Annotated in this window: 24 protein-coding genes; 8 read left to right on the top strand and 16 right to left on the bottom strand. The window is 48.6% G+C overall.

Going from position 1 to position 24783, the window contains the following annotated elements; all coding sequences use genetic code 11:
• Positions 1 to 21: 21 nt before the first annotated feature.
• Together puuR and LN341_RS20050 are read right to left on the bottom strand one after the other, a co-directional pair.
• Positions 22 to 576 carry an HTH-type transcriptional regulator PuuR gene (puuR, locus tag LN341_RS20055; protein ID WP_027251152.1) on the bottom strand — a complete coding sequence of 185 codons (555 nt, stop codon included), beginning with the start codon at positions 574 to 576 and terminating at the stop codon, positions 22 to 24.
• A complete protein-coding gene (locus LN341_RS20050; protein WP_234205452.1) occupies positions 566 to 1330 on the bottom strand; it encodes a gamma-glutamyl-gamma-aminobutyrate hydrolase family protein in 765 nt (254 codons plus the stop codon). The genes puuR and LN341_RS20050 overlap by 11 nt, the downstream gene beginning before the upstream one ends.
• Positions 1331 to 1531: 201 nt before the next feature.
• Between LN341_RS20050 and LN341_RS20045 the strand changes: the two genes are divergently transcribed.
• Positions 1532 to 2878, top strand: coding sequence for a glutamine synthetase family protein (locus LN341_RS20045; RefSeq protein ID WP_234205450.1), 1347 nt, complete (start codon positions 1532 to 1534; stop codon positions 2876 to 2878).
• 26 nt (positions 2879 to 2904) lie between these two features.
• On the top strand, positions 2905 to 4380 hold the full coding sequence (locus tag LN341_RS20040) for a Na+/H+ antiporter NhaC family protein (protein ID WP_120512068.1): 1476 nt from the start codon (positions 2905 to 2907) through the stop codon (positions 4378 to 4380).
• Positions 4381 to 4507: 127 nt separating this feature from the next.
• Here the strand turns inward: LN341_RS20040 and LN341_RS20035 are convergent, their stop codons facing one another.
• Complete coding sequence (locus tag LN341_RS20035) at positions 4508 to 7687, bottom strand: efflux RND transporter permease subunit (RefSeq protein ID WP_234205448.1); 3180 nt, start codon at positions 7685 to 7687, stop codon at positions 4508 to 4510.
• A gap of 2 nt (positions 7688 to 7689) precedes the next feature.
• Positions 7690 to 8817 carry an efflux RND transporter periplasmic adaptor subunit gene (locus tag LN341_RS20030; protein WP_234205446.1) on the bottom strand — a complete coding sequence of 376 codons (1128 nt, stop codon included), beginning with the start codon at positions 8815 to 8817 and terminating at the stop codon, positions 7690 to 7692.
• Positions 8818 to 9365: 548 nt separating this feature from the next.
• Between LN341_RS20030 and LN341_RS20025 the strand changes: the two genes are divergently transcribed.
• From LN341_RS20025 to LN341_RS20010, 4 genes are all read left to right on the top strand, one after another.
• Complete coding sequence (locus tag LN341_RS20025; protein WP_234205445.1) at positions 9366 to 10046, top strand: DUF4336 domain-containing protein; 681 nt, start codon at positions 9366 to 9368, stop codon at positions 10044 to 10046.
• Between the two features lie 235 nt (positions 10047 to 10281).
• A complete protein-coding gene (locus LN341_RS20020) occupies positions 10282 to 11334 on the top strand; it encodes a M14 family zinc carboxypeptidase (RefSeq protein WP_234205443.1) in 1053 nt (350 codons plus the stop codon).
• Positions 11331 to 12119 carry an alpha/beta fold hydrolase gene (locus LN341_RS20015; RefSeq protein WP_234205441.1) on the top strand — a complete coding sequence of 263 codons (789 nt, stop codon included), beginning with the start codon at positions 11331 to 11333 and terminating at the stop codon, positions 12117 to 12119. The genes LN341_RS20020 and LN341_RS20015 overlap by 4 nt, the downstream gene beginning before the upstream one ends.
• Positions 12120 to 12320: 201 nt before the next feature.
• Positions 12321 to 12875: a hypothetical protein gene (locus LN341_RS20010; RefSeq protein WP_120512073.1), complete on the top strand. Its 555-nt coding sequence runs from the start codon at positions 12321 to 12323 to the stop codon at positions 12873 to 12875.
• Between the two features lie 102 nt (positions 12876 to 12977).
• On the opposite strand, the gene LN341_RS20005 is transcribed toward LN341_RS20010, so the two are convergent.
• The 6 genes from LN341_RS20005 to LN341_RS19980 form a co-directional block, all read right to left on the bottom strand.
• Entirely contained in the window at positions 12978 to 13652 is a 675-nt protein-coding gene (locus tag LN341_RS20005) for a CAP domain-containing protein (RefSeq protein WP_234205439.1), read from the bottom strand.
• A 415-nt stretch (positions 13653 to 14067) separates the two neighbouring features.
• Positions 14068 to 15153: a molybdenum ABC transporter ATP-binding protein ModC gene (modC, locus tag LN341_RS20000; protein WP_370643760.1), complete on the bottom strand. Its 1086-nt coding sequence runs from the start codon at positions 15151 to 15153 to the stop codon at positions 14068 to 14070.
• Positions 15153 to 15851, bottom strand: coding sequence for a molybdate ABC transporter permease subunit (modB, locus tag LN341_RS19995; RefSeq protein ID WP_234205436.1), 699 nt, complete (start codon positions 15849 to 15851; stop codon positions 15153 to 15155). Before modB ends, modC begins: the two co-directional genes overlap by 1 nt.
• A gap of 8 nt (positions 15852 to 15859) precedes the next feature.
• Entirely contained in the window at positions 15860 to 16645 is a 786-nt protein-coding gene (gene modA / locus LN341_RS19990; protein WP_046220795.1) for a molybdate ABC transporter substrate-binding protein, read from the bottom strand.
• A 128-nt stretch (positions 16646 to 16773) separates the two neighbouring features.
• A complete protein-coding gene (locus tag LN341_RS19985) occupies positions 16774 to 16989 on the bottom strand; it encodes an alternative ribosome-rescue factor A (RefSeq protein ID WP_046220794.1) in 216 nt (71 codons plus the stop codon).
• Between the two features lie 121 nt (positions 16990 to 17110).
• Complete coding sequence (locus LN341_RS19980; protein WP_234205435.1) at positions 17111 to 18235, bottom strand: serine hydrolase; 1125 nt, start codon at positions 18233 to 18235, stop codon at positions 17111 to 17113.
• A 467-nt stretch (positions 18236 to 18702) separates the two neighbouring features.
• On the opposite strand from LN341_RS19980, the gene LN341_RS19975 reads away from it, so the two are divergent.
• A complete protein-coding gene (locus LN341_RS19975) occupies positions 18703 to 19371 on the top strand; it encodes a MaoC family dehydratase (protein ID WP_046220793.1) in 669 nt (222 codons plus the stop codon).
• A gap of 306 nt (positions 19372 to 19677) precedes the next feature.
• Entirely contained in the window at positions 19678 to 20154 is a 477-nt protein-coding gene (locus LN341_RS19970; RefSeq protein ID WP_234205433.1) for a hypothetical protein, read from the top strand.
• Positions 20155 to 20215: 61 nt separating this feature from the next.
• Here LN341_RS19970 and LN341_RS19965 read toward each other — a convergent pair whose 3' ends face one another.
• The 6 genes from LN341_RS19965 to LN341_RS19940 form a co-directional block, all read right to left on the bottom strand.
• A complete protein-coding gene (locus LN341_RS19965) occupies positions 20216 to 20521 on the bottom strand; it encodes a hypothetical protein (protein WP_234205430.1) in 306 nt (101 codons plus the stop codon).
• Between the two features lie 197 nt (positions 20522 to 20718).
• Positions 20719 to 21879, bottom strand: coding sequence for a lipopolysaccharide assembly protein LapB (locus LN341_RS19960; protein ID WP_234205428.1), 1161 nt, complete (start codon positions 21877 to 21879; stop codon positions 20719 to 20721).
• The gene (locus LN341_RS19955; protein ID WP_046221190.1) at positions 21879 to 22499 is read right to left on the bottom strand and encodes an energy transducer TonB; all 621 of its coding nucleotides are present in this window, start codon (positions 22497 to 22499) and stop codon (positions 21879 to 21881) included. Before LN341_RS19955 ends, LN341_RS19960 begins: the two co-directional genes overlap by 1 nt.
• Entirely contained in the window at positions 22499 to 22903 is a 405-nt protein-coding gene (locus tag LN341_RS19950) for a biopolymer transporter ExbD (RefSeq protein ID WP_027251132.1), read from the bottom strand. The genes LN341_RS19955 and LN341_RS19950 overlap by 1 nt, the downstream gene beginning before the upstream one ends.
• On the bottom strand, positions 22900 to 23448 hold the full coding sequence (locus LN341_RS19945; RefSeq protein ID WP_234205426.1) for a MotA/TolQ/ExbB proton channel family protein: 549 nt from the start codon (positions 23446 to 23448) through the stop codon (positions 22900 to 22902). Before LN341_RS19945 ends, LN341_RS19950 begins: the two co-directional genes overlap by 4 nt.
• A complete protein-coding gene (locus LN341_RS19940) occupies positions 23448 to 24782 on the bottom strand; it encodes a MotA/TolQ/ExbB proton channel family protein (protein ID WP_234205424.1) in 1335 nt (444 codons plus the stop codon). Before LN341_RS19940 ends, LN341_RS19945 begins: the two co-directional genes overlap by 1 nt.
• Position 24783 lies beyond the last annotated feature (1 nt).

Genomic DNA, 24783 nt, shown 5'->3' with positions numbered 1-24783 from the left:
CTTCCTTTCGGGGTTGGGACGTTAGAAACTTGCCGGGGTATGTGCGCTGACAATCCGGCAAAGTTTGTCCGTTCTGTTGGTAAACTTGTGAGGAATACTGGTATCAAACAGGTAACTTTCCCCTTCGCCGATGACATAAGTTTTGTCACCCAGCGCCAGTTCTATTTCACCTTCGAGTACCGTGCCGCTTTCCTCACCTTCGTGTTTGATGCTGATCAGTCCTGTGCTCGAATGAGGCTGGTAGACCTCAATCAAAAAGCCCATTTGTCTGTCTTTGCGGCCGTCGCAGACCAATTTCATTGAAACTTGCTCGTTGCCCATTTCAATGAGCTGATCAGGCTTAATCACCACCGGACGCTCATCAAATGCCTGATCTTGTGTAAAAAATTCAGACAAGGACATATCAAACACTTTCACTATCTTATGTAATGAACTGACGGACGGGCTCACCTTGCTGTTCTCAATTGACGAGATAGCGCTGTGGGTGATATCGGCTTTTTCTGCCAGTTCACGCTGAGACAATTTGTATTCTTTTCTTAGCTGTGCGATTTTTTTACCAATTGAGTCAGTTTCCATCATAGAGGCTCCTTCGTTTTGAAGCCGATATCATAAACTGATCAAACAAAATTCGTGAAAAATGGTTTTCAGTCGCTTGCCATTCTGGGTGCCACTGCACACCGATGAAGAATGGATGCGCTTGTAAACTAAAGGCTTCAATCAAACCATCCGGTGCAACCGCTTCCACGGTAAGACTCGGCGCCAATTGATTAACCCCCTGGCCGTGCAGAGAGTTCACTTCAATGTTATCCAGCGGTGCCAACCACTCAGCGAAGGTGCCGTTGTCAGAAATATTTACCGGATGAGCCGGTGAATACTTGATGACCATGTCATTGAGCGGGCTTTCCCTGTGGTCGTTAAAGCCTTCAACTTCATGCACTTTCGGGTGCAGTGATCCGCCAAGCGCTACATTCATCTCTTGAAATCCGCGGCAGATACCAAGGATAGGCACGTTCTCTTTGATACAGGTGTCTATCAGTGCAAATGACAAGGCATCCCGGCCTTCATCTTTCTTTGGTTCGTCATGCTCTGCACCGTAACGCGCCGGTGCAACGTTTGAGTGGCTGCCGGTCAGCAGTACACCGTCGACTAAGCCAATCAGTTGCTTGATTTCTTCAGCAGTAGAACCCGCCGGAAACAGTACTGGGTTGGCACCGAACTGCTTAATCGCATGAAGATAGAACTCATTAACACTTTGAATGCCATAGCCTTCCAGTGATTTTTTGCAGCATACAACGCCAATTACCGGTCCAGCTTTTGTTGAGTTCATCATGGTCTCTCCTGCCATCAGTGTTCGATTTATTGAACAAACCTAGCTTAGAGCACTAAGGGAAATCAACCTGCAATTTACAAAATTGTTACTAAAATTTGATCAACGTTCGATATTTCGAACATTTTAAACACAATTATTGCCATTTCTCGTTCATCTGTTAAATATAAGTTACAGGATGTATCCACACGAGGTGTTTCGTGAATGAACGGATTTAAAGAAGAAGTTAAAAATTTTAAACAAAAGTGGCCAGAGATCAGGTTTGTTGATTTGCTCTTTACCGACATCAACGCCACCCCTAGAGGCAAACGTATTCCAGTCGAAGCGGTTGAAAAAATTGAGAAAGGTGTTTACTTGCCTCTCTCGACTATCTCGCTAAGCATTGAAGGGAATGTGGTTGAGGAAGCGGGACTCGGCGAGGCACTGGGTGAACCAGACCATATCTGTTACCCGGTACCAGGCACACTGACCACCACCTTTAATCCTGAAGTCGGCCAAGTCATGCTGACAATGATGGATGAATCAGGAACCCGGCCAACGGATCTTTGTATACGCTCTGTTCTGGTGAACTTGCTTGAGCAGCTTCACCAACGCGAACAGTTCCCGGTTGTTGCGATTGAGCTTGAGTTTTATCTGCTGGATAAAAATCGCGGTACACATGGGGCAATCCAGCCACCTCTTAACCCAATCCACCATGACAGAGAATACCGTTCTGACGTATACAACGTAGAAAACCTGGATGATTATTCCGCGTTTTTACGAGATCTCAATGACGCTGCGGTTGCTCAGGGATTGAATACTTCAGGCGCACTGTCGGAATCGGCACCGGGTCAGTTCGAGATTAACTTTAACCACCAGCAAGATGTCGTTAATGCCTGTGATCAGGTCATTCTAGCGAAGCGGTTGATTCGTCAGGTCGCTCAGGCCCATGATTTCGATGTGACTTTCATGGCCAAGCCCTATGCTGACGAAGCCGGTAACGGCAAACACATGCATCTGAGTGTGGTCGATAAAGACGGCAGGAACCTGTTTTCCGATCAGGAAGGCGAAGCCAGCCCGTTTTATTATCAGACACTGGCCGCCATGCTGGCCATGATGCCGGATTCCATGGCACTGCTTTGCCCGAACGTGAATTCATACCGCCGTTTCTCGGCCTCTATGTACACACCCACACATGCCAACTGGGGAGAAAACCACCGCGGGGTTGCACTCAGAATACCAATGAGTGACAGCCACAACCGCCGTATTGAACATCGTATCGCTGGAGCAGACGTCAACCCGTATGTGCTTGCTTCAGTACTCTTGGCTGGCTTGCTTGCCAGCGAACGTTTTACTTTTGAGCAATGCCCACCACAACTGGCAGACAATGCGGTAGAGTTACCTCTTCGCATGCCGGACGCACTAATAAAGCTTGCATCAAGCGAGCTAATGTCGATGTACCTACCGCAATCATTTATCTCGCTTTATCTAGCATGCAAGCAACGTGAACTGGCGGACTTTGAAAAAGCCGTCACACCACTGGAAATTGAGTGGATGCTTCATTCAGCGTAACTGAAAGATAGGAAAGGAATTCTTGTATGACAGTGAAAACACCTGCATTAGATGCGCCGCAGAAGCCAAATGCGAAGAGCATGTCGGCTATTCTGGCCATTGCTGGCATCATCGGCACTTTTGCCATGATTGGTAACACCCATGAGACCGGAACGCCTTATGGCTGGTACAGTTTATTACCAACCCTTTTTGTTCTGGCCGTGGCGTTACTGACTCACCGCACCGTAGAGGCTCTGTTCAGTGGAGCAATCGCGGGTCTGATCATGATCGATCCTCAGCAAATCGTCGGTAATGTCGTCGATATGTCGATGACAGTCATGATGGATGAAACCATTGCCTGGCTGATTCTGGTCTGTGGCTTAATGGGTGGTTTGATTACCATGCTGGAAAAAGGCGGCAGTATCCTGAGTTTCAGTGAAGCTTTGGTCACTAAAGTCAAAAGCAAACGCCAGTCAATGGTGCTGACCTTCGTTTTGGGTATTCTGGTCTTCATTGATGACTACCTGAATGCGATTGCGATTTCATCATCGATGAAGCGCATTACAGACAGCTACAAAATCTCCCGTGAGAAACTGGCTTATCTGGTCGACTCCACTGCCGCACCGGTTTGTATCCTGCTGCCAATTTCCACCTGGGCGATTTTCTTCAGCTCACTGCTGGAAGATAACGACATTGCCGAAGCCGGCAAAGGGATCACGGCCTATATGGAGGCGATTCCTTACATGGCATACGGCTGGGTAACACTGCTGGTTGTATTCCTGGTGGCGACTGGAAAGATCCCTGATTTGGGCGCGATGAAGGCCGCAGAAAAACGGGCACAGAATGGCCAGGTGCAACCTGACGGTGGCGTTGACATTGCGCTGGGTGAAGATGTGAAAGCGCATCCTAACTCAACCATTGGCGTGCTGAACTTTGCCTTGCCTATGATAGTGCTGGTTGCCGCAAGCTGGTATTTCGATATTGATTTGCTGGCTGGTGTCTTCGTTGCCATGATTTTCACCATGTTCCTGTATGGCGTACAACGCTTGATGCCGGTGAACACCATGTTTGAGGCTGTCTATGACGGTATCAAAATCATGATGCTACCTCTGGCAACCGTTATCGCCGGTTTCATGCTGAAAAACGTCAATGACCAGTTGGGCCTGACAACGTATGTGATCGAAACCGTATCGCCTTACCTGTCGGCACAAATGTTCCCTGCAATCATCTTCCTTGTGATGGCAGCCCTGGTCTTTGCGACCGCATCATCCTGGGGACTGTTTGCAGTCGCCATGCCGATTGTATTCCCGCTGGGTGCGCATTTGGGTGTACCGGTCTCTATCACCATCGGTGCCCTGCTGTCAGCGTCTGCAGCCGGCAGTCACTCATGCTTCTTCAGTGACTCAACGGTGCTTTCTGCACAAGGCAGTGGCTGTACCGCTATGCAGCACGCACTGACTCAGATCCCTTATGCACTGATTGGTATTGTTGCAACCGCTGTGTTCTTCCTGGTTATCGCCTGATAACCATGCACGCCTGATAACAATGCAACACCCTAGCCCAAGAAAAACCGCCACCCTTAACAAGGTGGCGGTTCTTTTTATGATTCACAGATGAGCAAATCCGATCAGTACAGAACAAGCCGGATCGTTAACTGACTTTTTCCAGCGATTTCACTTCTTCATCGTCATCTATCATTGCATCATCAATGAAATGCGGTGAGTTATTGCTGTTTGCTTTGTCTTTCCTACGCTGCTGGCGATGAACGCCCAGCGCCAGCATGCAAGGGGTGATGACCAGCGTCAAAACTGTTGCAAAGGCCAATCCTCCCGCCACCGCAGTGGCAAGCTGTGCCCACATTTGCGTCGACGGCGCGCCGAACTCCACTTTGCGCTGGATCAGATCCACATTCACCATCAGGACCATAGGCATCAAACCTAAAATGGTGGTGACCGTTGTCATCAAGACAGGACGCAAACGCTGGGCACCGGTGCGAAGAATCGCTTCAATCGCCTCCATACCCTGGTTTCTGAGAACGTTATAAGTATCAATCAGAACAATATTGTTATTCACCACAATCCCGGCCAGCGAGATAATACCTATCCCGGACATCACTATGCCGAACGGCTGGTTAAACACCAGCATCCCAAGCAGTACGCCAACTGTTGAGAACAACACAGCAGTCAGAATCAGAAAAGCCTGGTAGAAAGAGTTAAACTGCGTCACCAGAATAATCGCCATCACGGCCATCGCAATCAGGAAGGCTTTACTCAGGAAAGCCGAGGCTTTTTCCTGCTCTTCATTCTCCCCTCTGAGCGTAATCTGCACCCTGGGATCCAGCCCCAACTCGGGTAGCCGCGCCATGACTTCGGGAATAACTTTACTTAAGTTGTATCCGGGCGCCATGTCAGCCGTCACAGACAGCGCCTGCCGTCCATCCACTTTCTTGATGGTATCCAGTTTATTGGCAGCCTCAAGGGTACTGAAATTACTGAGCGGAATTTGCCCCTGCGCCGTTTTCAGGCGAAGCTCTTCCAGGCGGGTAATATGCCGGTACTGTTCCGGAAAGCGCACACGAATATCCATTTCATCATCAACGTCATCAGCTCGGTATTCGCCGAGCGTTAACCCTGTTGTGACAAACTGAACATTATTACCCACCAAAGTGGCATCTGCGCCAAACCGCGCGGCATCGGCCCGATCCACTTTGATCTGCCATTCGATACCCGGTTTAGGTCCGGTATCATCAATGTTGGTAAAGGCAGGGTTGGATTCCAGCTCTTTGCGGACTTTCGCAACAGTGTCTTTGAGCAGCTCAGGAAAACGCGAGCTGATTTGCAGGTTGATATCTTTATCACCTGTCGGAGGGCCAGCCTGATCTTGTCGCACTTCAATTTCCAGTCCGGCAAGCCCGCCCGTGCGCTGCTTAATCTCTTCGATCGTTTCCGCCGCCGGACGTCTGTCCTGCCAGTCAATCAGGTTAACCCGGAGCATACCAATCTGGTCATCGCCACCCGAGCGCGCATACAGGGTTTCTACCTCTGGTAAGTTCACGATCTGGCGTTCCACCTCTTGGATCAGGCGATCTTTTTCTTCAATAGAGAGATCGCCCTGAGACCGAATGACTATATTAAACCCTTCAGGTTCTACCTCAGGAAAGAATTCCGTTCCATTGCCGGCTTTACCGTAAAGTAGAATAACCGCAAACGAGAACGCCAACGCGCCGAATAATACCCGCCATGGCCGCTTGACTGCCGCTTTAAGTACCCGGACATAATGACCGGTGAAACCTGGCAGGTGCTCAATATCCCCTTCTTCAGCTTCGATCAGCTGCTGACGTTTTTCAGCAGAGATGGGGCGCGGCTTACCAAACAAGCCCCCTAATGTCGGCACAAAAATCAATGCCATCGCCAAAGAGGCAACTAAGGTCATGATCAGAGTCAATGGCAGAAATTTCATGAACTCGCCCATGATTCCCGGCCAGAAGAGTAACGGGCCAAAAGCGGCTAGCGTTGTTGCGGTGGAAGCAATGATCGGCCATGCCATACGCTTCGAGGCCTTTTTATAGGCTTCATAGCGCGGCGTGCCTTCACTCATTTCACGGTCGGCGTATTCAGTGACCACGATGGCGCCGTCTACCAGCATGCCAACAGCCATGATCAGGGCAAAGAGCACGACCATGTTGACCGTATAACCCAGCACAGCCAATGCCAGAATCCCGGTCAGGAATGAGCCGGGGATAGCAATACCCACCAGCAATGCCGTTCGTGCACCAAGAATGGCGATAATGACAATAACCACCAGTAAAATGGCAGACAGCACATTGTTTTGCAGATCATTCAACATGGTTTTGACATGTTTTGACTGATCGCCGGTGTAATCCACCGTAATAGTTGGCGGCCAGAATTCGCGCTCACTTTCAATCAGGGCCTTGACGCCTTCGACGGTCTGAATGATGTTCTCGCCCGGCCGCTTTTTGACTTCCAGCGATACGGCAGGTTTGCCGTTCACACGGGCATAGGACTCTGCATCCTGAAACGTCCGGCGAACGGTTGCCACATCCCCAAAAGTAATCACTTTATCGCCGGATACTTTGACCGGCATTTCCATCACATCTTTGATGTTGTCAAAGACTGATGGCAGCTTGATCGGAAAGCGTCCCTGTCCGCTGTCAAGCGTACCTGCTGCCACAAGCCGGTTATTACGGGCGATCAGGTTATAAATATCCTGCTGGTCCAGATCGTAGCTTTCCATCAACAGCGGATCGACCAGGATCTCAATCATGTCTTCCCGATCACCACCGATATCGACTTCCAGCACTTCCCGCATGCTTTCAAGCTTATCTTTCAGATCGCGGGCGATAGTAATCAGCGCCCTCTCTGGCGCTGTGCCCGACAACATGACTGTGATGGCCGGGTTTTCAGAAGCCATGGTGACTTCATTCACCGTCGGCTCGTCTGTGCCGTCCGGCAATTTCGCCTTTGCCAGACTCACTTTCTCGCGGACATCCGCTAATGCGCTGTTGGTGTCAGCCCCGGCGACGAACTCCAGCAATACCGAGCCATGACCTTCACTGGCAGTTGAGGTCATTTCTTTCACACCATCGATACCCCGCAACTCCTTTTCCATCGGACGCAACAACAAGCGTTCAGCATCTTCCGGTGAAATACCGCTATGAGATATCGAGACGTAAATAAAGGGAATCGTAATATCCGGCTCTGCTTCTTTGGGAATACTCTGGTAACTCATATACCCGGCAACCAAAAGAAGCAGCAAAATAAGGACAACGGTGCGGGTACGATGCAAAGCGGCATCTATCATCCCAAGCATGCTCAGTTCTCCATCCTGATTGCTTCAACACGCTCGCCCGGGCGTACAAAACCCTGGCCAACGGTGATGACATCCACCATGCCTGAAAATCCACCCAGCCAGGTCCCGTCACCATCACTTTTCACGACGCGCACCGGGGTAAAGACCACATGATCTTGCTCGACGGTTTTGACGCCAAGATTACCGGCTTCATCGAGTGCCAGAACGGCAGGTGTCACTTTAATCGCTTCCGTTTTTTCGATCGGGACGATCAGCTCTGCACTCGTCCCCGCCAGTAATTGCAATGCTTCATTGTCGAAAGCCACCTCAATACGAAATGTATTGGTGGTTTCATTCGCCACTTTAGAAAGATAACGTACCTTGCCTGTGGCGGAGTGATCGCCAACCAATCTGGCTTCTGCTTCCTGGCCCAAACGAATATGCTGAATATCCGTTTCAGTGACATCCGCTCTGACGATCAGCGGATCGATATCCGCAATCGTGCCGACCGGATCGCCCTCCTGCACATAATCCCCCACTTCCACCATCCGATCATTTAGAATACCGCTCAGCGGTGCCCGGATCGTGGTTTTTTCCAGCTTCAGCGTCAAGGTCGCTATGGTTGCCTTTGCATCGACGAGCTCGGCTTCGGTTTGCGCTAACAGAACACGGCCCTGAAACCCTTTTTCATTGAGTTGTTTTGCTCCGTCGTATTCAATCTGCCGTTGTTTGAGTACCGCTTTCGCCCGTTTTAATTGCTCCGGCCAGTCATCCTGAGCAAGACGGGCAATGATCTGCCCTTCTTTCACCAACGAGCCACGCTGCGCTATCACATCAACCACCCGGCCAGCGACTTCAGCTTTAACGGTCGCCTGCCGGCTGGGCTCTGTTTTACCGTAGAGCGTCAGACTCCGAAAAACGGGTTCGGCTTCAAAAGTGGTGATTCTGACTTTAGGTACCGGCGCCTTATCCTGATTCTGAGCCTGAACAGACACACCGTTTTCATGACCGGATGTCTGATTCGCGGCGCTGTCAGTCTGAGACTGAGTGCCAGACAGCATCCAGCCAATAATTAAGACCGTAATACCAATGGCATAAATATAAGGCCTAGCCGCCAACCACCGTAACACGGTGTGTAGTCCTTTCATCATATTCTCCTTTTTTATGACGAAACGTCACCAATCGCTACAACTCAAGTCTAATGCAATTTCGCGCGATTCATTTTGTTATTGAGTAATCACATAAAATTGCGACTGTGAGATTGCACATGAAAAAGCAACGAATAAATCAAACTGAATTCTACTGATGTGCGTAGAAGATAAAAAGCAGAGCTTCAGTGTTTTAACTGTATTGTTCTGAATATGTTAACTCTGATAAAAAACGGAATAATTATCCTGTCTGTATTGAATAAATTTATTCATGTTCAATATACCTGATTCATCGTTGGTACACGCATTTAGCAAGTTACATACCAAAAATACATTCCCATTATAATTCAATAAGATAAACAAAAGCTAAACTCAGAGCATGGCGAAATCAACCAACTCCTGGCGAAATAATTACTTTTTATATTCAGCCTGTTATGCAATTCATGTCTTTAACTACGGTGTAACTTATCTGCTGTTCACTCTATATATAAGCAGACTTTTCTCTGATACACTCCGCCGAAAATACAGGTGATGCTTTCAGGAATAAAGCGATGATCGAATGGAGTAAAGATCGAATCTGGTATCAGGATATGCCGTGGAAACGATTTGGCGTACCTGTTGGCTGTCGCATGACGGTGATACGGCTTAAAAACGATAACCTTCTGATCCATTCACCGGTTCAGCTCACCACAGCGATCCAGCTTCAGTTAGCCAAACTCGGTCGGGTTGCTGCGATAGTGACGCCTAATCTGAACCATCATCTCTTTCTATCGGAGTGGTGGCTGGCCTATTCCCAGGCAACCTTTTATGCCCCGCCAGGGCTTCAATTCAAGCGCACGGATCTGGTATTTGATGATGCACTGGGTGCTGAAACGCCAGCACTCTGGCGAGGACAATTATTGCAGACGCTGTTAAGAGGCAGCGATAAGGTTGAAGAAGTGGTGTTTTGCGATCCCGACTCGCAAACCCTGATTCTTGGCGACGCCATGGCCTGGCTGCGGAACAGTCACAACCCGGCAACCGTGGCCCTGGCATTCGCCAATGGCTGCTATTTCCACCCTGCGATGCCCCTCTACTGGCGTCACAGCTTCCACAACAAAACCCGGTTACGTCAGTCCTTACAGGAAATTCTGACCTGGCCATTTGACAGAATTCTGTTCGCCCATGGGCAAGTGATCCCTGCGAACGGCAAGCATCTCTTTTCTCAGGCTTTTCGCTGGGCACTGGCCTAGAACATTAACGCGCTCAGTTGCAATAAAGCTGTCAGCTTTTCACGCCACTATGAACCATGATAAGTGTATACCTAAACTACTTGATGATGCAGGTAGGCGGCAAGTGAATGAATCCCCATGAACATAGCTGAACTATGTGATTGGGCCGGGCTGGCGTTCCAGTGAATGAATGTAGCCAACACCGCTGCAGCTTCAAGTGGGGCAGGTATAGTGATGATGAAAACAGGGATTCAATGTGACTATAGCTGAGCGTTTGCCTGAACTGATACAACTTGAAGCACTGATCAAAAGTGAAGCGGCAATTCAAAACCGCATGAGCCTTCAGGCCAGCGAGTTGATCCGGTTACCTTTCCATGATCAGCATCTCCCCATTTATGAGTGCCGCTTGGGCAACCCCAGGCCAGGTTTGCCCTGTCTGTTTCTGGTTGGCGGCGTGCATGGCCTTGAACGCATCGGGACTCAGGTTTTACTCTCTCTGCTGACCAGCCTGTGCCGTCGTCTTGCCTGGGACAATAACCTGAAACGCACCCTCGAAAAAATGCAAATCGTGGCGATCCCGTTGCTTAATCCTGTGGGCATGGCCTTGCAACGCCGCTCGAATGCCAGACATGTGGATCTGATGCGCAATGCCCCGGTCGAAAGTACAGAGCGAACCGCGTGGCTTGTGGGGGGTCACAGAATCAGTCCCCGCCTGCCCTGGTATCGCGGTCCGGCAGGGCGTCCGATGGAAGCAGAGGCGCAGTTGCTGGTTGATCAGGTACTCAAACAAACCCGGCAAAGCCCGTTCACCATCGCGCTGGATTGCCATTCAGGTTTTGGGCTCAGAGACAGGATCTGGTTCCCTTACGCCAAAAGTACCCTGCAGCCTGTCTCGCGACTCGGCAACCTGTATCGGATCCGCGACATGTTTTTTCAGGCATACCCTCATCAGAACTATGTATTCGAACCGCAGACAAAACATTACACCTGCCACGGTGACTTGTGGGACTACTTATATGACGAAGCGGAAAATCAGGGAAGTCCCCTGTTGCCGCTCACGCTGGAAATGGGCTCCTGGTTGTGGGTGAGAAAAAACCCATTGCAACTCTGGCATCCTCTGGGATTATTTCATCCGATGAAAAAGCACAGAGTGCAACGGACACTCCGCAAACACCTCGTTCTGTTAGACTTTCTGATAAATGCGACCGAAGCTTATACCAACTGGTTCAGCCACAACGAAGATATTGCGGACTGGCACCAGGCTATGTTGCTCTGGTATTCATCAAACCATCAGGATAACTGCTCATGACTCACTGCCAACGACCTATTATCCTTTTGCGAGGCTTACTTCGCGAGCAAAGGCACTGGGGCAATTTCACCCAACAATTAAGATCACACTTTCCTTTCCGTAAAGTGATCGCGTTGGATCTGGCCGGTAACGGTCAGCGGTTTCTTGAGACGTCCCCCTCCACCATCAGTGCCATGGTTGATGACCTCCATCAGCAGTTACATTTTTTACACGCCCGGGAACTCGAAACGGAAAATAAAATAGAAGCCGGCACCTATGATCTGCTGGCGATTTCTATGGGAGGGATGATTGCGCTTGAGTGGGCAAGATTGTACCCGGAGGAAGTAAAATCACTGGTGCTGCTCAATACCAGTGATGGCAAACAATCCCCCTTTTATAAGCGATTACGGTGGCGGCAGTACCCCAATATCATCAGATTGATGATGAGCAAACCCGAAGAGCAGGAAAAATACATTCTTCGTATGACCTCAAACATGTACCCCGAAGATCCTGACACACTGAAAACATGGATTCGATGGCGCAAAGAATGTCCTATCCAAAGGAGTAATCTGCTCAGGCAACTGAATGCGGCTTTGAGCTTCAGATATAAAGATGTTCCGGATAAACCCGTATTACTGCTTGCTTCGCAGCATGACGAGCTGGTCGATGTTTCTTGCAGCCGTACGCTTGCCCAGTACTGGCAATGCCCCATACACATACACCCAAGTGCCGGCCATGACTTACCCCTTGATGACCCCGACTGGGTTTGCCGTTACTCACTGTCATTCTGGCAGGGTATAAAATAAAGGAGGGTTTATTGCGAAATGGACTCAGCCACCGTTCTGGCCAGCTTACTGTAAAGTCACACACTTCTTTGTTGAGTCCAGAAGAAGTCCTTGGCGTCTCAGTGTTGATACGTCACAAACGAGACGTTACCGATATTCTCAAAGATGACATTGCATACGTTGAGATTTATGCAGATGCATAACCATCGTAGGAGAATTTTCATGTCTTACAATCGCAGTATTTTCATCACATCCTTTACTGTTCTGGGCCTGATATTACTGCAAGGTTGCAGTTCAGGTGACGATGAAACCAGCACGCAAGCCCCTACAGCCTCGCCCATCGATAAGACGATGGACATTTATTTGCCGGCAAGAACCGATAAAAAGCCCAACACCAAAAATCCGGTCTTTCAATTTACCAATGTGGCCTATTTCCGTGAAAATCTGGAATACGATAATCCAGCTCAGTTTACAATTTTTGACGATGGTACTTGGGAATATTATGCCGAGCGTATCATCAATAAGAAAATAACTGGTGGTGAGGATAATTCCGGAGGCGCTTGGATCCAGACATTTTATGTGAAGTATTACAGTGACTGGGATCAGTATAAAAAAACCTGTGCCGGTTCTATACTCCATTCCAACAACTATGATCTAGCCACAGCTAAATACAATGTTGAGCTCAGAAATTATAAGCAAAGCGGCTTTGATAATGTGCTGAAAGATAAACTTCCTCAGATCCGCTGTATTGCGGCTTACCAGCAATGGCATCAATAGCATCAATAGCATCAATAGCATCAATAGCATCAATAGCATCAACGAAAATAGCCAAACTTTGCCCGGTAATGTCCAGGCAAGTTTGGCTTTACTCTTTGCTATTTACTTTGGTGAAGCGAACACCTGAGTCCAGTAAATACCGTAGGTACTGCCTGAGTTCGTATCAGACGCAGCGCCCATCTGGGTGAAACTGCCGTTCATGATGTTTTTGCAATGCCCTTCACTTTTCAGCCAGCCCTGCATCACCGCAGATACCGTCTTCTGACCTGCCGCAATATTCTCACCCACAGTTTTCCAGTTGTATCCCTGTTCGGTCACACGCTGGCTAGGCGATGATTTATCCAGGCCTGTATGGCTGAAATAGTCATAGTTGGCCATATCACTGGAATGCAGGTAGGCCGTGTGCTCTAACGTGGCATCCCATGTCAGGGGGCCGACGGCTGGCATCCAAGTGCTACCACAAGTCTGACCCTGGGCACGCGCAGCATTCACCGCTGTCAACATTTCATCAGCCAAGGATTGATCTGAGCTGCCTGTATCTGAGCCAGTGCCTGTTTGATCTGAGCCGCCTGTGTTGGAGCTGCCGGTGTTTGAGCCTGAGCCGGTAGATCCACCTGTCGTCTGACCGCCATCTTCAGTGGTTGGTCGCTCTGAAGAACCGCCATTTGAGACTGTAGAACCATTATGAGAAGTCGAGTTGTTACCTGAACCGCCGTCCGAACCGCCACATCCGACAAGAGCAAACACAGATAGAATCAAAACTGAAATAATTCGCATGGGTACATCCACTTAATAATAATAAGATCCTGATTTATAACGCAGAGGCCAAAACAATCAGTAGCCAGGGATAAGTCTCTGCAATAAGTAATCTTTACAGATGCAAAGATAAAATCAGCCAACAACGGGAGAGGAATATACTGACTGCGAACATCTGCTAGCAATAGTTGGCGTTTAAAAAATGCACATTCTGACAATCATTTGACACAAAAATATGCCAGTTTTTAAGCACACTGCCGAACTTAATCTTCATGAAACAAGCAGATAAACCACCCGTACATTGTTCAAAATACACACAACACAAGGTGATTATTTTTTGTTCGATTCTGACAAAAAACGCACGCAGCAAATTGGTGCAAGCAAGATATTCACAGGGAAAATGAGACGATGATTAGAACACCAAGCAGTTGGCGACTCAGGCCAGATCCTGCTGGCTGAGACTGACGCCTTTGATCTGCGCATACAGCTTATCGCCAACCTGAAGGTTCAGCTCATCTGCCGCCCAGGGCGTGATGTTCGCCGTCAGTATTGAGGTGCCAATCGCTAAACGAATCACCACGATATCAGCGTGGTATTGATGTGGCTCTATGCCTTCGACGGTGACAGGCAACACATTACGTATGCTGGTCTGCACGGGTTTGATTCTGGTAACGGAAATGTCATTGGCGTGAATTCTCACCCTGACCATATCCCCGGCAGGCCGGCGCACTCGGCTGACCCACAGCGGCAGATCGGGTCCGATACAAAGCTGGGTCAACGGATAGGAAGGATGATGTTCGGTGACTTTTAGCTGCAACACTGAGCTTTGTTCTCTGGCGCTGAGCCAGGGACGCATCACAGAGGAGGCCCATACATCTGTCAGTGCGCCATTCCCAATCACCTTGCCCTGATCCAGCACCACCATATGATCTGCCAGGCGAAGTATCTCATCCAGGCTGTGGCTGACATAAAGTACAGGAATGCTGACACTTTTCGCTAACGATTCCAGATAAGGCATCAACTCTTGTTTTCGCGGTAAATCCAGCGAGGCTAAGGGCTCATCCATCAGCAACATATCGGGCTTACTCAGTAACGCGCGGCCAATGGCAACACGCTGCTTCTCACCGCCAGATAAACTGGCAGGATAACGAGTCAATAAATGCGATATATCCAGCAGTTGAACGACTTCACTGAACAGTTCCGGGTCAGGCTTTCCGTGGTTACCATAAAGCAGATTTCCTTTCACGGTATAGTGCGGAAACAATCGGGCATCCTGAAAAACATAGCCAATCCGGCGCTTTTCCGGTGGTAAATGAATCCCCTGCCAAGTATCACAAAGCACGTGCTCGCCAAATGCAATATGGCCTTCATCGGGTTTACTCAGGCCACTGACGATATTGATAAAAGAGGTTTTACCCGCGCCAGAGCGGCCAAAAATAGCAATAATGCCCGACGCAGGTAAGCACAAGTCAACATCCAGTCGGGTTTGTCCAAGTTGCTTGACAAAATTCAGCGCTAGCATCAGTGACCCACTCTTTTTCGTGCTGCACGGGCCAGCCACTCTGCGATCACTAATGACAACAGAGCAATCATAATGGCGATCACGCACAGGCGGGCGGCTTCTGCTTCCGCTCCCGGTGTTTCAATGAAGGAAAACATGGCCAGAGGGATCGTTTGCGTTTCGCCGGGTATATTCGAGACAAAAGTGATGGTGGCACCAAATTCACCCAGTGCCCGCGCAAAGGCAAGGACAGTGCCGGTCAGTATGCCCGGCAACATCAATGGCAGAGTGATGGTCAGAAAGACTTTGACAGGGCTAGCCCCGAGCGTGCGTGCCGCCTGCTCTAATTTGGGATCGACATTTTCCAGTGCAAGCCGTATTGCTCTTACCATTAATGGAAAAGCAACCACAGCGACAGCCAGAACGGCGCCACGCCAGCTAAACCCAAACGTGATGCCAAACCAATCGTACAGATAAGCGCCAATCACACCCTGTCGTCCCATCATGACGAGCAGCAGGTAACCGATCACAACCGGAGGAAGTACTAAAGGCAAATGCACCAAACCATCCAACAGGGATTTTCCCCAAAATTGCCCTCTCGCCAATAGCCAGGCACAACCAATGCCTGCCGGCAGACTGACAATCACTGCAGTGAATGCAACTTTCAAACTCAGTTGTAGTGCAGTGACTTCATAGTCGGTTAAGGTAAAGGTATCCATGGGATGACTCAGAATGACACACTTCCCCTTGGTTCATTGACTGAAAAACCGTAACGCTGAAACACCTCAGCCGCATCAGACGTCTGTAGGTAGTCATAAAATCCCTGCGCCGATTTCGATGGTGTCTGCTGGGTTAATGCAACCGGATAGGTAATTGGCTGATGGCTTTGCTCTGGAAAGTGGGCAACAACTTTGACGTTTTTCGCCACCTGAGCATCTGTCTGATAAACAATACCAAACTTTGCTTCCTGCCTTTCCACCAGTAAGAGCGCCGCTCGAACATTGTTCGCTCTCGCCAGTAAAGGTTCGGCTTGTTGCCAAAGTCCCAATGATGTCAGGGCCTCTTGTGCATAAATGCCAGCCGGTACATGATTCGGGTCGCCAACGGCGAGTCGGCTACCCATTAATGCTTTGCTGATATTCCACGAGCTATCTAGCGCGACTGAATCCACCGATTCAGACTGATGTGTCACCAGAACTAACCGATTGTGCAGTAAATCTTTGCGTGACTCAGAATTGATTACTTGCTGCTCTGCTGCATAATCCATCCACTTGGTATTTGCTGACAGGTACAAATCCGCGGGTGCGCCCTGAGCCAACTGGCGGGCAAGGGTTGAAGAAGATGCAAACGAAAGCACAATATCATCGCCACTGGCATCTTCATAACTTTCTGCCAATTCACTCAGCGCATTGGTGAGCGAAGACGCAGCAAAAACCAACACCTTTTCCTGTGCAACAGCCTGCGACATATTCAGCAGGCACAGAGCAAATAAACCAAACCAAAGCTTTTTCATTCCCAGATTCCCTTCTAATGAACAAGACAGACAGAGTAAATCGGATAACTATGCCTGACAATCATTTCCTGACCATGAAGTCAAAAAATATTCCACCTGAAAAAGAGTCCTGGGCAATCATGCTTACATTAAGCAGCGATTGGCCAGGACTCTCGTCCTCCGTGTTTTGCTTTACGCTGAAAACTGCCTTTGCCTTTTCGGGCTTTTTCAACTCGGCTACGGAAAACTTTACTGGTGACGACGGCTTTCAGCGCATTGTCCATGATTGTTCCGCGACCATGATCGGTTTCAAAGCCAGTCGATGTGGCCTGCTCTGTGTGCTGACAGCACTTTTTCTTTGCCATGTTATGCTCCTTAGTTCGTCAGTGATTACCGGCAAATTTCAAACGAAGTGTACGCCTGACATTTAAAAATACAAGAGATTACCAAGATAAATTTTAGACTTCAGATTTCAAAAAAAGCGCTTTAATTTCTTGATGTTGCTACTTCAGATCCGGAAATACCAGGGTCAATATAGCGTTTATACAAATCCAGAAATTCTAATACGATTTCTCTCGCCACATCGGTTTCGCAATTGGTCAGGAAAACCATCCCAGTCTGAGTCGCCGGATTAAAAACCATCTCTGTTCTTATCCCCTTCACCCAGCCACCGTGATGAACAAATCCAGGCACGCCTTGATAATCAAATGTTCGCCACCCAAGCCCGTAATACACATTATTCAGCTTTGCCCGATATCGATACTGATTCGCCCGAATGAACGGCTTATGCAGAAGTGTGAGGTTATCAGCGCTCAGTACCTCTGGATATTGACCAAACTGAGCCAGCATCCACTGTGCAAGATCCTGTGCGCTGGCATTAACGCCAGCCGCGGCTGGCACACCATAATAGTAAGGCGCAGGTTTAACAGCTGCATAGCCTGACTTGGTTCTGACATGGGGAACAACTCTGTCTTCAGCCTCCAGAAAACGCTTTAAGCCAAACGTTGCATTGTGCATATGAAGCGGAATAAAAATATGCTCTGTCACAAACTGGCTGTATTCCATACCCGATGCCAGTGAAATCATGTCAGCGCTCAGGTTATAGACAATATTCTGATACCCGTAGCATTCACCGGGCTCACAAACAAATTTGACTCTGTTGAGGATTGAAAGAATTCGCTGATAGCTCACATCATTTTCAAGTAAGTCGGAATAGGCCTGAGGTACCAGGCCAGTCGTATGCGACAAGACATTTCGCAATGTAACAACTTTACCTAAATCCGGATCACTGAATTTAACATTTTCAAGGTACGGCACAACGTGCGTATCCCATTCAATCAGGCCGCGATCAACGAGCAGAGCTGTTGCCGCTGAAGCAAAAGTTTTAGAAATCGATGCCAGAGGAAACACGGTGGCAGAATCGATCTTTTGATCACCACCCACCTTAGTGACACCGTAACCGCGTAATAAACGAATCTCACCATTCACTAACACAGCTAATGATGCGCCAGGGATTGAGCTCGTCACAGCCTGATTCACAAATTTATCCAGCGCAAAAACAATTTCATCACCCGGGGCTGCTAATGCGCCCCGAATGCTTAAAATGAACACACAACACCACAACCAGGTCCGACAGCACACAACCCCACCTGACACCCTGTCCCCTGCACAAGCAGGTCATAGGGTAGGTATAATCTAAGAAAGTCAAAACAGGTATCAATCGCACACTATTCACTTCTTTTTCCTGCGACAATCTATAATCACATAGATGAAAAACAGATGTTTGTTGTCAGTCACATTGAGCCTCACAAGCCTATGAATCCGAACCAACGACCTGAAGCCAGCAATAGCCAGTGGCGAATCCTCACGCTAAACATAGTGATCAAGATCACATTACAAGGCAAAAGTATGATTTGACGCACACTTTACAGTGACGACATCAATTTGATTTATAATAATGAGAACTCATCCGATGAGTTATTTGAGATCAAGGGCACATTTTAATCCTGCTGCTGCGAAGCCGAGATTCAATATGCCGCCTCAATCATACGAAGAAAAAACGATAAAGGTTGGTAAGCATGAAAGTGGTCGACTTTCTCAAACAGAAAAGTGAAATTTTGGCCAAGCACCCATTTGAGCTGAAAGACTGGCTGTCGCCGTCAATTCGCGACTATTGGATTGAATTTCTGAACAAAGCCCATGTTACAGGTTGGGTGAAAGCAGAAAATATTGCCTCAAACGGCGAATCTGTACCAAAAACAGCAGCAATCGAGATTCATCCAGAAGCCGCTAAGCTGATGGAAGAGCTACTCGCATCGCTGGGAGAAGAGATTCACGTTGGCAGTTGGCTGACTGTCGATCAAGAGCGCATTAATCGATTTGCTGATGTCACTGATGATCATCAGTGGATTCACACAGATCCAGAACGTGCTGAGCTTGAATCCCCCTTTAAGACAACAATTGCACACGGATTTCTGACGCTCTCGCTACTTTCTGTGCTGACCGATAGCGTCGATCCTGACAACCAGAAATTCCCGACTGCAAAAATGACGGTGAATTACGGTTTAAATCAGGTTCGTTTCCCGTATCCGGTTAAAGAAGGCAGCCGTGTGCGAGCCCGCACTAAGATTCAGTCTGTCACGCCAATAAAACGTGGCCTGGAAATTGTACAGGAAATTTCCGTAGAAATTGAAGGATGCCGTCGTCCTGGTTGTGTCGCAGAATCAGTCGTTCGGCTGTATTTCTGACCGATATCTCAGTGCCCTACCGCTCAGACTTTCACTCTGTTTGAGCGGTTTAGCGCATCATTGTCGTTTTCCATGCAGCCACTCAGCTGTGACATAATCGACCTGCGAAAGATACCTGTTTCTTTCATCCCCATGCCTTTTTCGTATATTCCCTGAGTATCAGGCGCTTTTTATTGTTCAAGATCCCAACCTTAAACTGTGCCAGTTTAATTTAGGGTTCATTTCAAGTTTGATGTCCGTCGTTTCATTCACCATTCAGATCTGAGTGGTATACCCGATTGGGATTGATATTCAGGGAGAGCCAATATGATAAAAACCAACCCATTTACCGGAACGGATAATGATCGTGCAGCAATCTGGGATATGCTTGTCGCGCGTGATATTAAAGCTTACTGCGAGGCAGACTGGTCACAGGTCGCTGAGGACTTTGTGGTAGACGAATTTTATGCCATCAATGCAAACAAGTCAGATAACCCGGCAGCATGGACTTTTGCTTTTTCCTCCCTGGCAGACTACCAAGAAGAGTGGCTGCGTCAGGCAAAGGTCGCGCAAGAAACCGTGTACAGCGAACCGTTAGAGCCGGCGGTTCATGCTGCCACGACCTTGAATGACATTAGCATTGAGAACGGACGTGCAATTGCCCGTAAACAATTCTGTGGCAGCATCCAACGTGCAGATGGCGGGGCCGATGAACTGTTATGGCAGTCGCTTTACTACCTGAAACACACGGATGCAGGCTGGAAAATCTGTGGCTTTACCGGTTATTTACCCTATTCCGCATAAATTATCCGCCAGTGCTATAGCTGCCCGCCGTGAAGCGGGTAGCTTCTCAATGAAATACCGATTATAAAACACAGGCAAATAAAGGAAATAAGCCCGATAAAAAGAAAATGAAACCAAAACGGTAGTTGGCTTTCATTTCGTTCTGCCTGTCTGCTTCTATCTCATGATCCGACAACATAGATACCGCTTTTATCTCAGGCCTATCATCATCAAATGACTGGCTCTCTTTACCGCCATTCCAGACCATACCAGCAAGTAGCCATTGCAATGCAAACATATAAAACAGAACATCACCGCTGATACTAAACGGCTGTTCAACGTATTTATGCCCGACCCAGACAGCCCCTGCTGCCAGCAGATTACTCAACAATACATATTTCAGAAAATTCAGCATCTTCCTGTTCAGTTAAAATACATTAGAGACAGATTAATGATTGCGGAACCACTTTATCGCCTTTATATAAACAGGCAAGTGGATTCATTTGAGCTGGATTGAATTGCAGGTGCATATTAGCAAAAAACGACGCCATGCGCCGTTTTTATCTCTGCTTTCATATCTTGAACTTAACTTTCCATATCACGCAATTGATTCAGATACTTAATCCAACTTTGTGAAGCCTTTGTCGATTCTAAATTATCCGCTTTCTTGGCATGTACAATGGCCAGTTCAAGATTTTCTAATTTGTAATAGGCACGCACTTTGGCCAGCTCAATTTCCGCTTGCTTACCTTTTATCTGAAGTTTATCCAGTTCATTCAGCGCAAGCTGATAATGTCCTTCCTGAAGTAGAAGCGTCGAAAGCTGCCAGCGATACTGAGTATCTAATTGAACGGCTTTTCGCCACGTTTCTATGGCTTTATCCCACTCTTTTGCCATTTGCCAGTAAGTCGCCCGGGAGATCAATAAGTCAAGATGACTGTCGCTGTTGTCCAGTGATGCAAAAATCCGAGCGGCTTTCTCTGGCATTCCCTCTTGGGCGTATAGCTGCCCAAGCGTTTTCAGATCCTGCTGAGATAAGGCAACACCCTGACGCTTTGCCAGCGCTAACGTTTCAATCGCCTGTTTTCTTCTCTCCAGCCGCATTTCAATGCCTGCCAGCTGCCGCCACCAAACGACTTTCTGCGGTTCCAGCGTAATAAGACTGCTTAAGGTTGGAAGCGCTGACTGATACTGCTGCAGCTGTAGCTGAGCCCCCAGCTTTAATGATAAAGGCTGCACTTCTTTTTGTTGATGAACACGCTCATACTGCTGAATCGCTGACAGTACCGATCGCCACTCTTCAAGCTGATAATTGGCCTGGGCAATTCTCAGCCAGAGCTCATCAGCTTTTTCAGTCGCAGGAATCGATTGACTGAGTGGATAGTAATAGTGAAGAGCTTTTTGATATTGCGCCTGAGATAGCAATATATCAGCCAGCATACGTTGTGTGGATCTCAGATACTCGTCATCAAGCAAACCACTCTCAATCGATTGCGTTAACCGCTGAATCGATAAAGCCGGTTTGCCGTCCTGCCAGTAATACACACCCAGCATACGGTTAACAAACGCTTGATCGTACGCACGGGAAATATCCATCTCCCTGAGCAAAACAATGGCAGCGCTCACCTTATCTTCCAGTTGCAGTTTCTGTGCCTGCTGGACTTTGCCCGCTGTGTACTGAGACAGTTGGGCTGACAGCACAACAGGCGCAAATAAGAACGCTATGATAAAAGCTAATTTTTTCATCACTTACTCAGATTAAATTCCACTTTTACTTGCTGACCATACTGGGATAGCGCTTGACCGCCTTCTATCTTTGGTTGGTATTTCCAATTCTTTAAAGCGCGGATGGCTTCACGGTCAAAGACACGATTTGGCTCTGCCTCAACTATCTTGATATCGGTTGGCCTGCCCTGCGGATCAATCGTAAATGACAACACCACATAACCTTCAATGTTTCTTTTGAGGGCCCGGGCTGGGTATTTAGGCTCGACGCGATACAGCGGCATGGCCTGCTGATCCCTTCCGACATCTGAAACGGTCGGTAAACTGATAGCCAGACCTTTCACTGAAGCATCCATGGCGATGGAAGGCATGGTTGGCGATACCAAAGGTGTCACAGCACTTGCCTGAGCGCTTTTCGGCATAGCCTGTGGTGGCGGCTCAGGTGTTTCCGGTTTTTCCGGCACTGTCCGTTGTCTGCGCTGGGCTTCACGTTCCTGCTCAACCATCACCATATTAAACGCCAGCGATTCTTTTGCTTCCGGCAGTTGGCGATTTCCGTCATCAACCATCCAGGCCATAAATGTAAACAAGCCACCCGTAATCAGAAGCGCTAACGGTGCGGCCAATAGAAGCCTGAACATCAGCGTTTCTCCGCCGCCAAGGCGATATTTTTGACTCCGGCGCCTTTTGCCGCATCCATCACTTTGACCACAGTACCACTGTATGCGTGCTCGTCAGCCTGAATCACCAAAGACGCATCTGGCTGGTCTAGCAACAAGGTTTCCAGTGTTGCCTGTACGCGTTCAACATCAACAACACGCTTATCGATATACACGTCATTTGCCGAAGTGATCGCAACAAAAATACCCGCATCTTTCTGGCTGACCACATTACTGGCTTGCGGACGATTCACTTCAACACCGGACTCACGAACAAAAGAGCTGGTCACGATGAAAAAAATCAACATGATAAACACGATATCCAGCATCGAAGTCAGGTCAATCTGAGCTTCTTCCCGAGCGACAGAAGGGCGACTTAACCTCATCGTTGACTCCTCATCAATTTTTCTAATTTTTGCTCACGCATCTTGCATGCTTTTGCAAGACGGGCATGAATAAACATGCCAGCCAGTGCAGCAACCATCCCCGCCATCGTTGGCAAGGTCGCAAGTGAGATCCCCGAAGCCATCAGTTTCGGCTGGCTGCTGCCTTGATTGGCCATGACATCAAAGACGGAGATCATCCCGGTCACGGTTCCCAGCAGTCCTAACATTGGGCATATCGCTACCAGGACTTTAATCACATTAAGATTCTGAGATAAAGCAAGATGGGCTTCACTGAGCCAACCGGCGCGTATGGCATGCGCATACCAGGAGGTCTGATCGTCTCTGGCATACCACAGAGCCAGCCACTGCTGTTTTTGCTTGGGATAGGTAAACGCCAGATACAACAAACGCTCTGTAACCAGCAACCAGGAGACCAACACAACACCGGCCAGCCACCAGAGTATTTGTCCTCCCTGTTGCATGAACTGCTGCAGGGAGATCCACCAGGTTGCGGCAAAATCGTTACTGAACAGTGCCAGATCCATTACGCCGTGCTTCCTGTCTTTTCTGCTTCAGCAGCGACCAAGCTGATCCCCTGCTTCTCAAGAATACTGCGGATCGCATCTGCCTGCGCACTCAACAGATTATGTGCAAGCAGCAAAGGCATTGCTGATATCAAACCCAATACGGTTGTCACCAATGCCATGGAGATCCCGCCCGCCATTACTTTCGGATCACCATTACCAAACTGAGTAATGACCTGGAAGGTTTCAATCATGCCGGTTACAGTTCCCAGCAGGCCCAGCATTGGTGCCAGCGCGGCCAGCAGTTTCAACATAGATAAACCACGTTCCAGCCCCTGCTGTTCATCAACAATGGTTTCCAGCAACCGGAGTTCCAAGGCTTCAACAGAACGCTTTTGATCGGTGTCGTACACATTCAGAACACGGCCCAGCGGGTTGTTGCCTGGTTTTTCTGGTTGCTTCAGTTGGGCATTGATTTGCTGGCGAATCCAGAGCAACTTACAACCGCGATACAAAGCAATGATGCCGCCAATCGCCAGCAATCCAAGAATAATTTTACCTACGACACCGCCTTGGGACAGGCGTTCTGCCAAAGAGGGTGTATGCGCCAACTGCTCCAGCATTTTACCGCGAGATGGGTCAACGACAGCCATTTGCAAACCTGCTTGTTTCAACGAGGCAATCTGGCTGGCTACCGGGCCGTTCTCTGGTTGCTTCAAATACGGCGTCGCCACCTGGCGAATCCCATTCCAGGCCAGATAGCCCTGCTCACCAATCAAGCCAATACTGCCAAGGCGGTACGCATCCACAGTGGATTGATACCCTTCTCCGTTGATATAAGAGACAGACACTTTACGCACTTCCGAGCTGGCCGTGATCTGCTCAAGCATACCTTGCCACAACCCATTCAGCTGTTTCAGTGAAGGCAATGCCTTCGCATCAACGATATTGTCTACAACAGCAGCATACTGATGACGATCAGCACCGGTGACCGATGTTTCCAGCTCCGCCTGCAAGTCTTTTGCCGTCTGGCGTACCACGCCAAACAGCTCACCCAGACTTCCGGATTCAAGTCTTAGCTCTTCTTCCAGTTGAGCCAGTGATTGTTCGTTTTCGCTGAAAGAGCTGCTTAGTTGATCAATCTCAGTATTCAGTGATTCACGCTGAGCCAGCAGCGCATCTTTTTGAGCACGTATCTCTGCTTCTGTCTGCTTAAACCCGGCTTCACGGGCTTGATTGTGAACTTGTTCTGATTTTTGTGCCTGCCGGGTCTTTTCTACCAGGCCATCAACAGCCAGTACAGAAGTCGACACCGAGACAAGCGTCAGTGCGAGTGCTAACGTTTTCAGTTTCATC

Origin of the sequence: Photobacterium sp. TLY01 (assembly GCF_021432065.1) — a bacterium.
GTDB classification, from domain to species: domain Bacteria; phylum Pseudomonadota; class Gammaproteobacteria; order Enterobacterales; family Vibrionaceae; genus Photobacterium; species Photobacterium halotolerans_A.
This window is presented reverse-complemented; position numbering and strand designations above follow the sequence as displayed.

Coding starts and splice junctions, on each gene's coding strand:
- LN341_RS20015 (WP_234205441.1), top strand. CDS start 11,331: ATGACTCACTGCCAACGACCTATTATCCTTTTGCGAGGCTTACTTCGC.
- LN341_RS20050 (WP_234205452.1), bottom strand. CDS start 1,330: ATGATGAACTCAACAAAAGCTGGACCGGTAATTGGCGTTGTATGCTGC.
- modC (WP_370643760.1), bottom strand. CDS start 15,153: ATGCTAGCGCTGAATTTTGTCAAGCAACTTGGACAAACCCGACTGGAT.
- LN341_RS20045 (WP_234205450.1), top strand. CDS start 1,532: ATGAACGGATTTAAAGAAGAAGTTAAAAATTTTAAACAAAAGTGGCCA.
- LN341_RS20005 (WP_234205439.1), bottom strand. CDS start 13,652: ATGCGAATTATTTCAGTTTTGATTCTATCTGTGTTTGCTCTTGTCGGA.
- LN341_RS19955 (WP_046221190.1), bottom strand. CDS start 22,499: ATGTTCAGGCTTCTATTGGCCGCACCGTTAGCGCTTCTGATTACGGGT.
- LN341_RS20030 (WP_234205446.1), bottom strand. CDS start 8,817: ATGATGAAAGGACTACACACCGTGTTACGGTGGTTGGCGGCTAGGCCT.
- puuR (WP_027251152.1), bottom strand. CDS start 576: ATGGAAACTGACTCAATTGGTAAAAAAATCGCACAGCTAAGAAAAGAA.
- LN341_RS19970 (WP_234205433.1), top strand. CDS start 19,678: ATGATAAAAACCAACCCATTTACCGGAACGGATAATGATCGTGCAGCA.
- modB (WP_234205436.1), bottom strand. CDS start 15,851: ATGGATACCTTTACCTTAACCGACTATGAAGTCACTGCACTACAACTG.
- LN341_RS20035 (WP_234205448.1), bottom strand. CDS start 7,687: ATGCTTGGGATGATAGATGCCGCTTTGCATCGTACCCGCACCGTTGTC.
- LN341_RS19985 (WP_046220794.1), bottom strand. CDS start 16,989: ATGGCAAAGAAAAAGTGCTGTCAGCACACAGAGCAGGCCACATCGACT.
- LN341_RS19960 (WP_234205428.1), bottom strand. CDS start 21,879: ATGAAAAAATTAGCTTTTATCATAGCGTTCTTATTTGCGCCTGTTGTG.
- LN341_RS19945 (WP_234205426.1), bottom strand. CDS start 23,448: ATGGATCTGGCACTGTTCAGTAACGATTTTGCCGCAACCTGGTGGATC.
- LN341_RS20040 (WP_120512068.1), top strand. CDS start 2,905: ATGACAGTGAAAACACCTGCATTAGATGCGCCGCAGAAGCCAAATGCG.
- LN341_RS20010 (WP_120512073.1), top strand. CDS start 12,321: ATGTCTTACAATCGCAGTATTTTCATCACATCCTTTACTGTTCTGGGC.
- LN341_RS20025 (WP_234205445.1), top strand. CDS start 9,366: ATGATCGAATGGAGTAAAGATCGAATCTGGTATCAGGATATGCCGTGG.
- LN341_RS19975 (WP_046220793.1), top strand. CDS start 18,703: ATGAAAGTGGTCGACTTTCTCAAACAGAAAAGTGAAATTTTGGCCAAG.
- LN341_RS19950 (WP_027251132.1), bottom strand. CDS start 22,903: ATGAGGTTAAGTCGCCCTTCTGTCGCTCGGGAAGAAGCTCAGATTGAC.
- modA (WP_046220795.1), bottom strand. CDS start 16,645: ATGAAAAAGCTTTGGTTTGGTTTATTTGCTCTGTGCCTGCTGAATATG.
- LN341_RS19940 (WP_234205424.1), bottom strand. CDS start 24,782: ATGAAACTGAAAACGTTAGCACTCGCACTGACGCTTGTCTCGGTGTCG.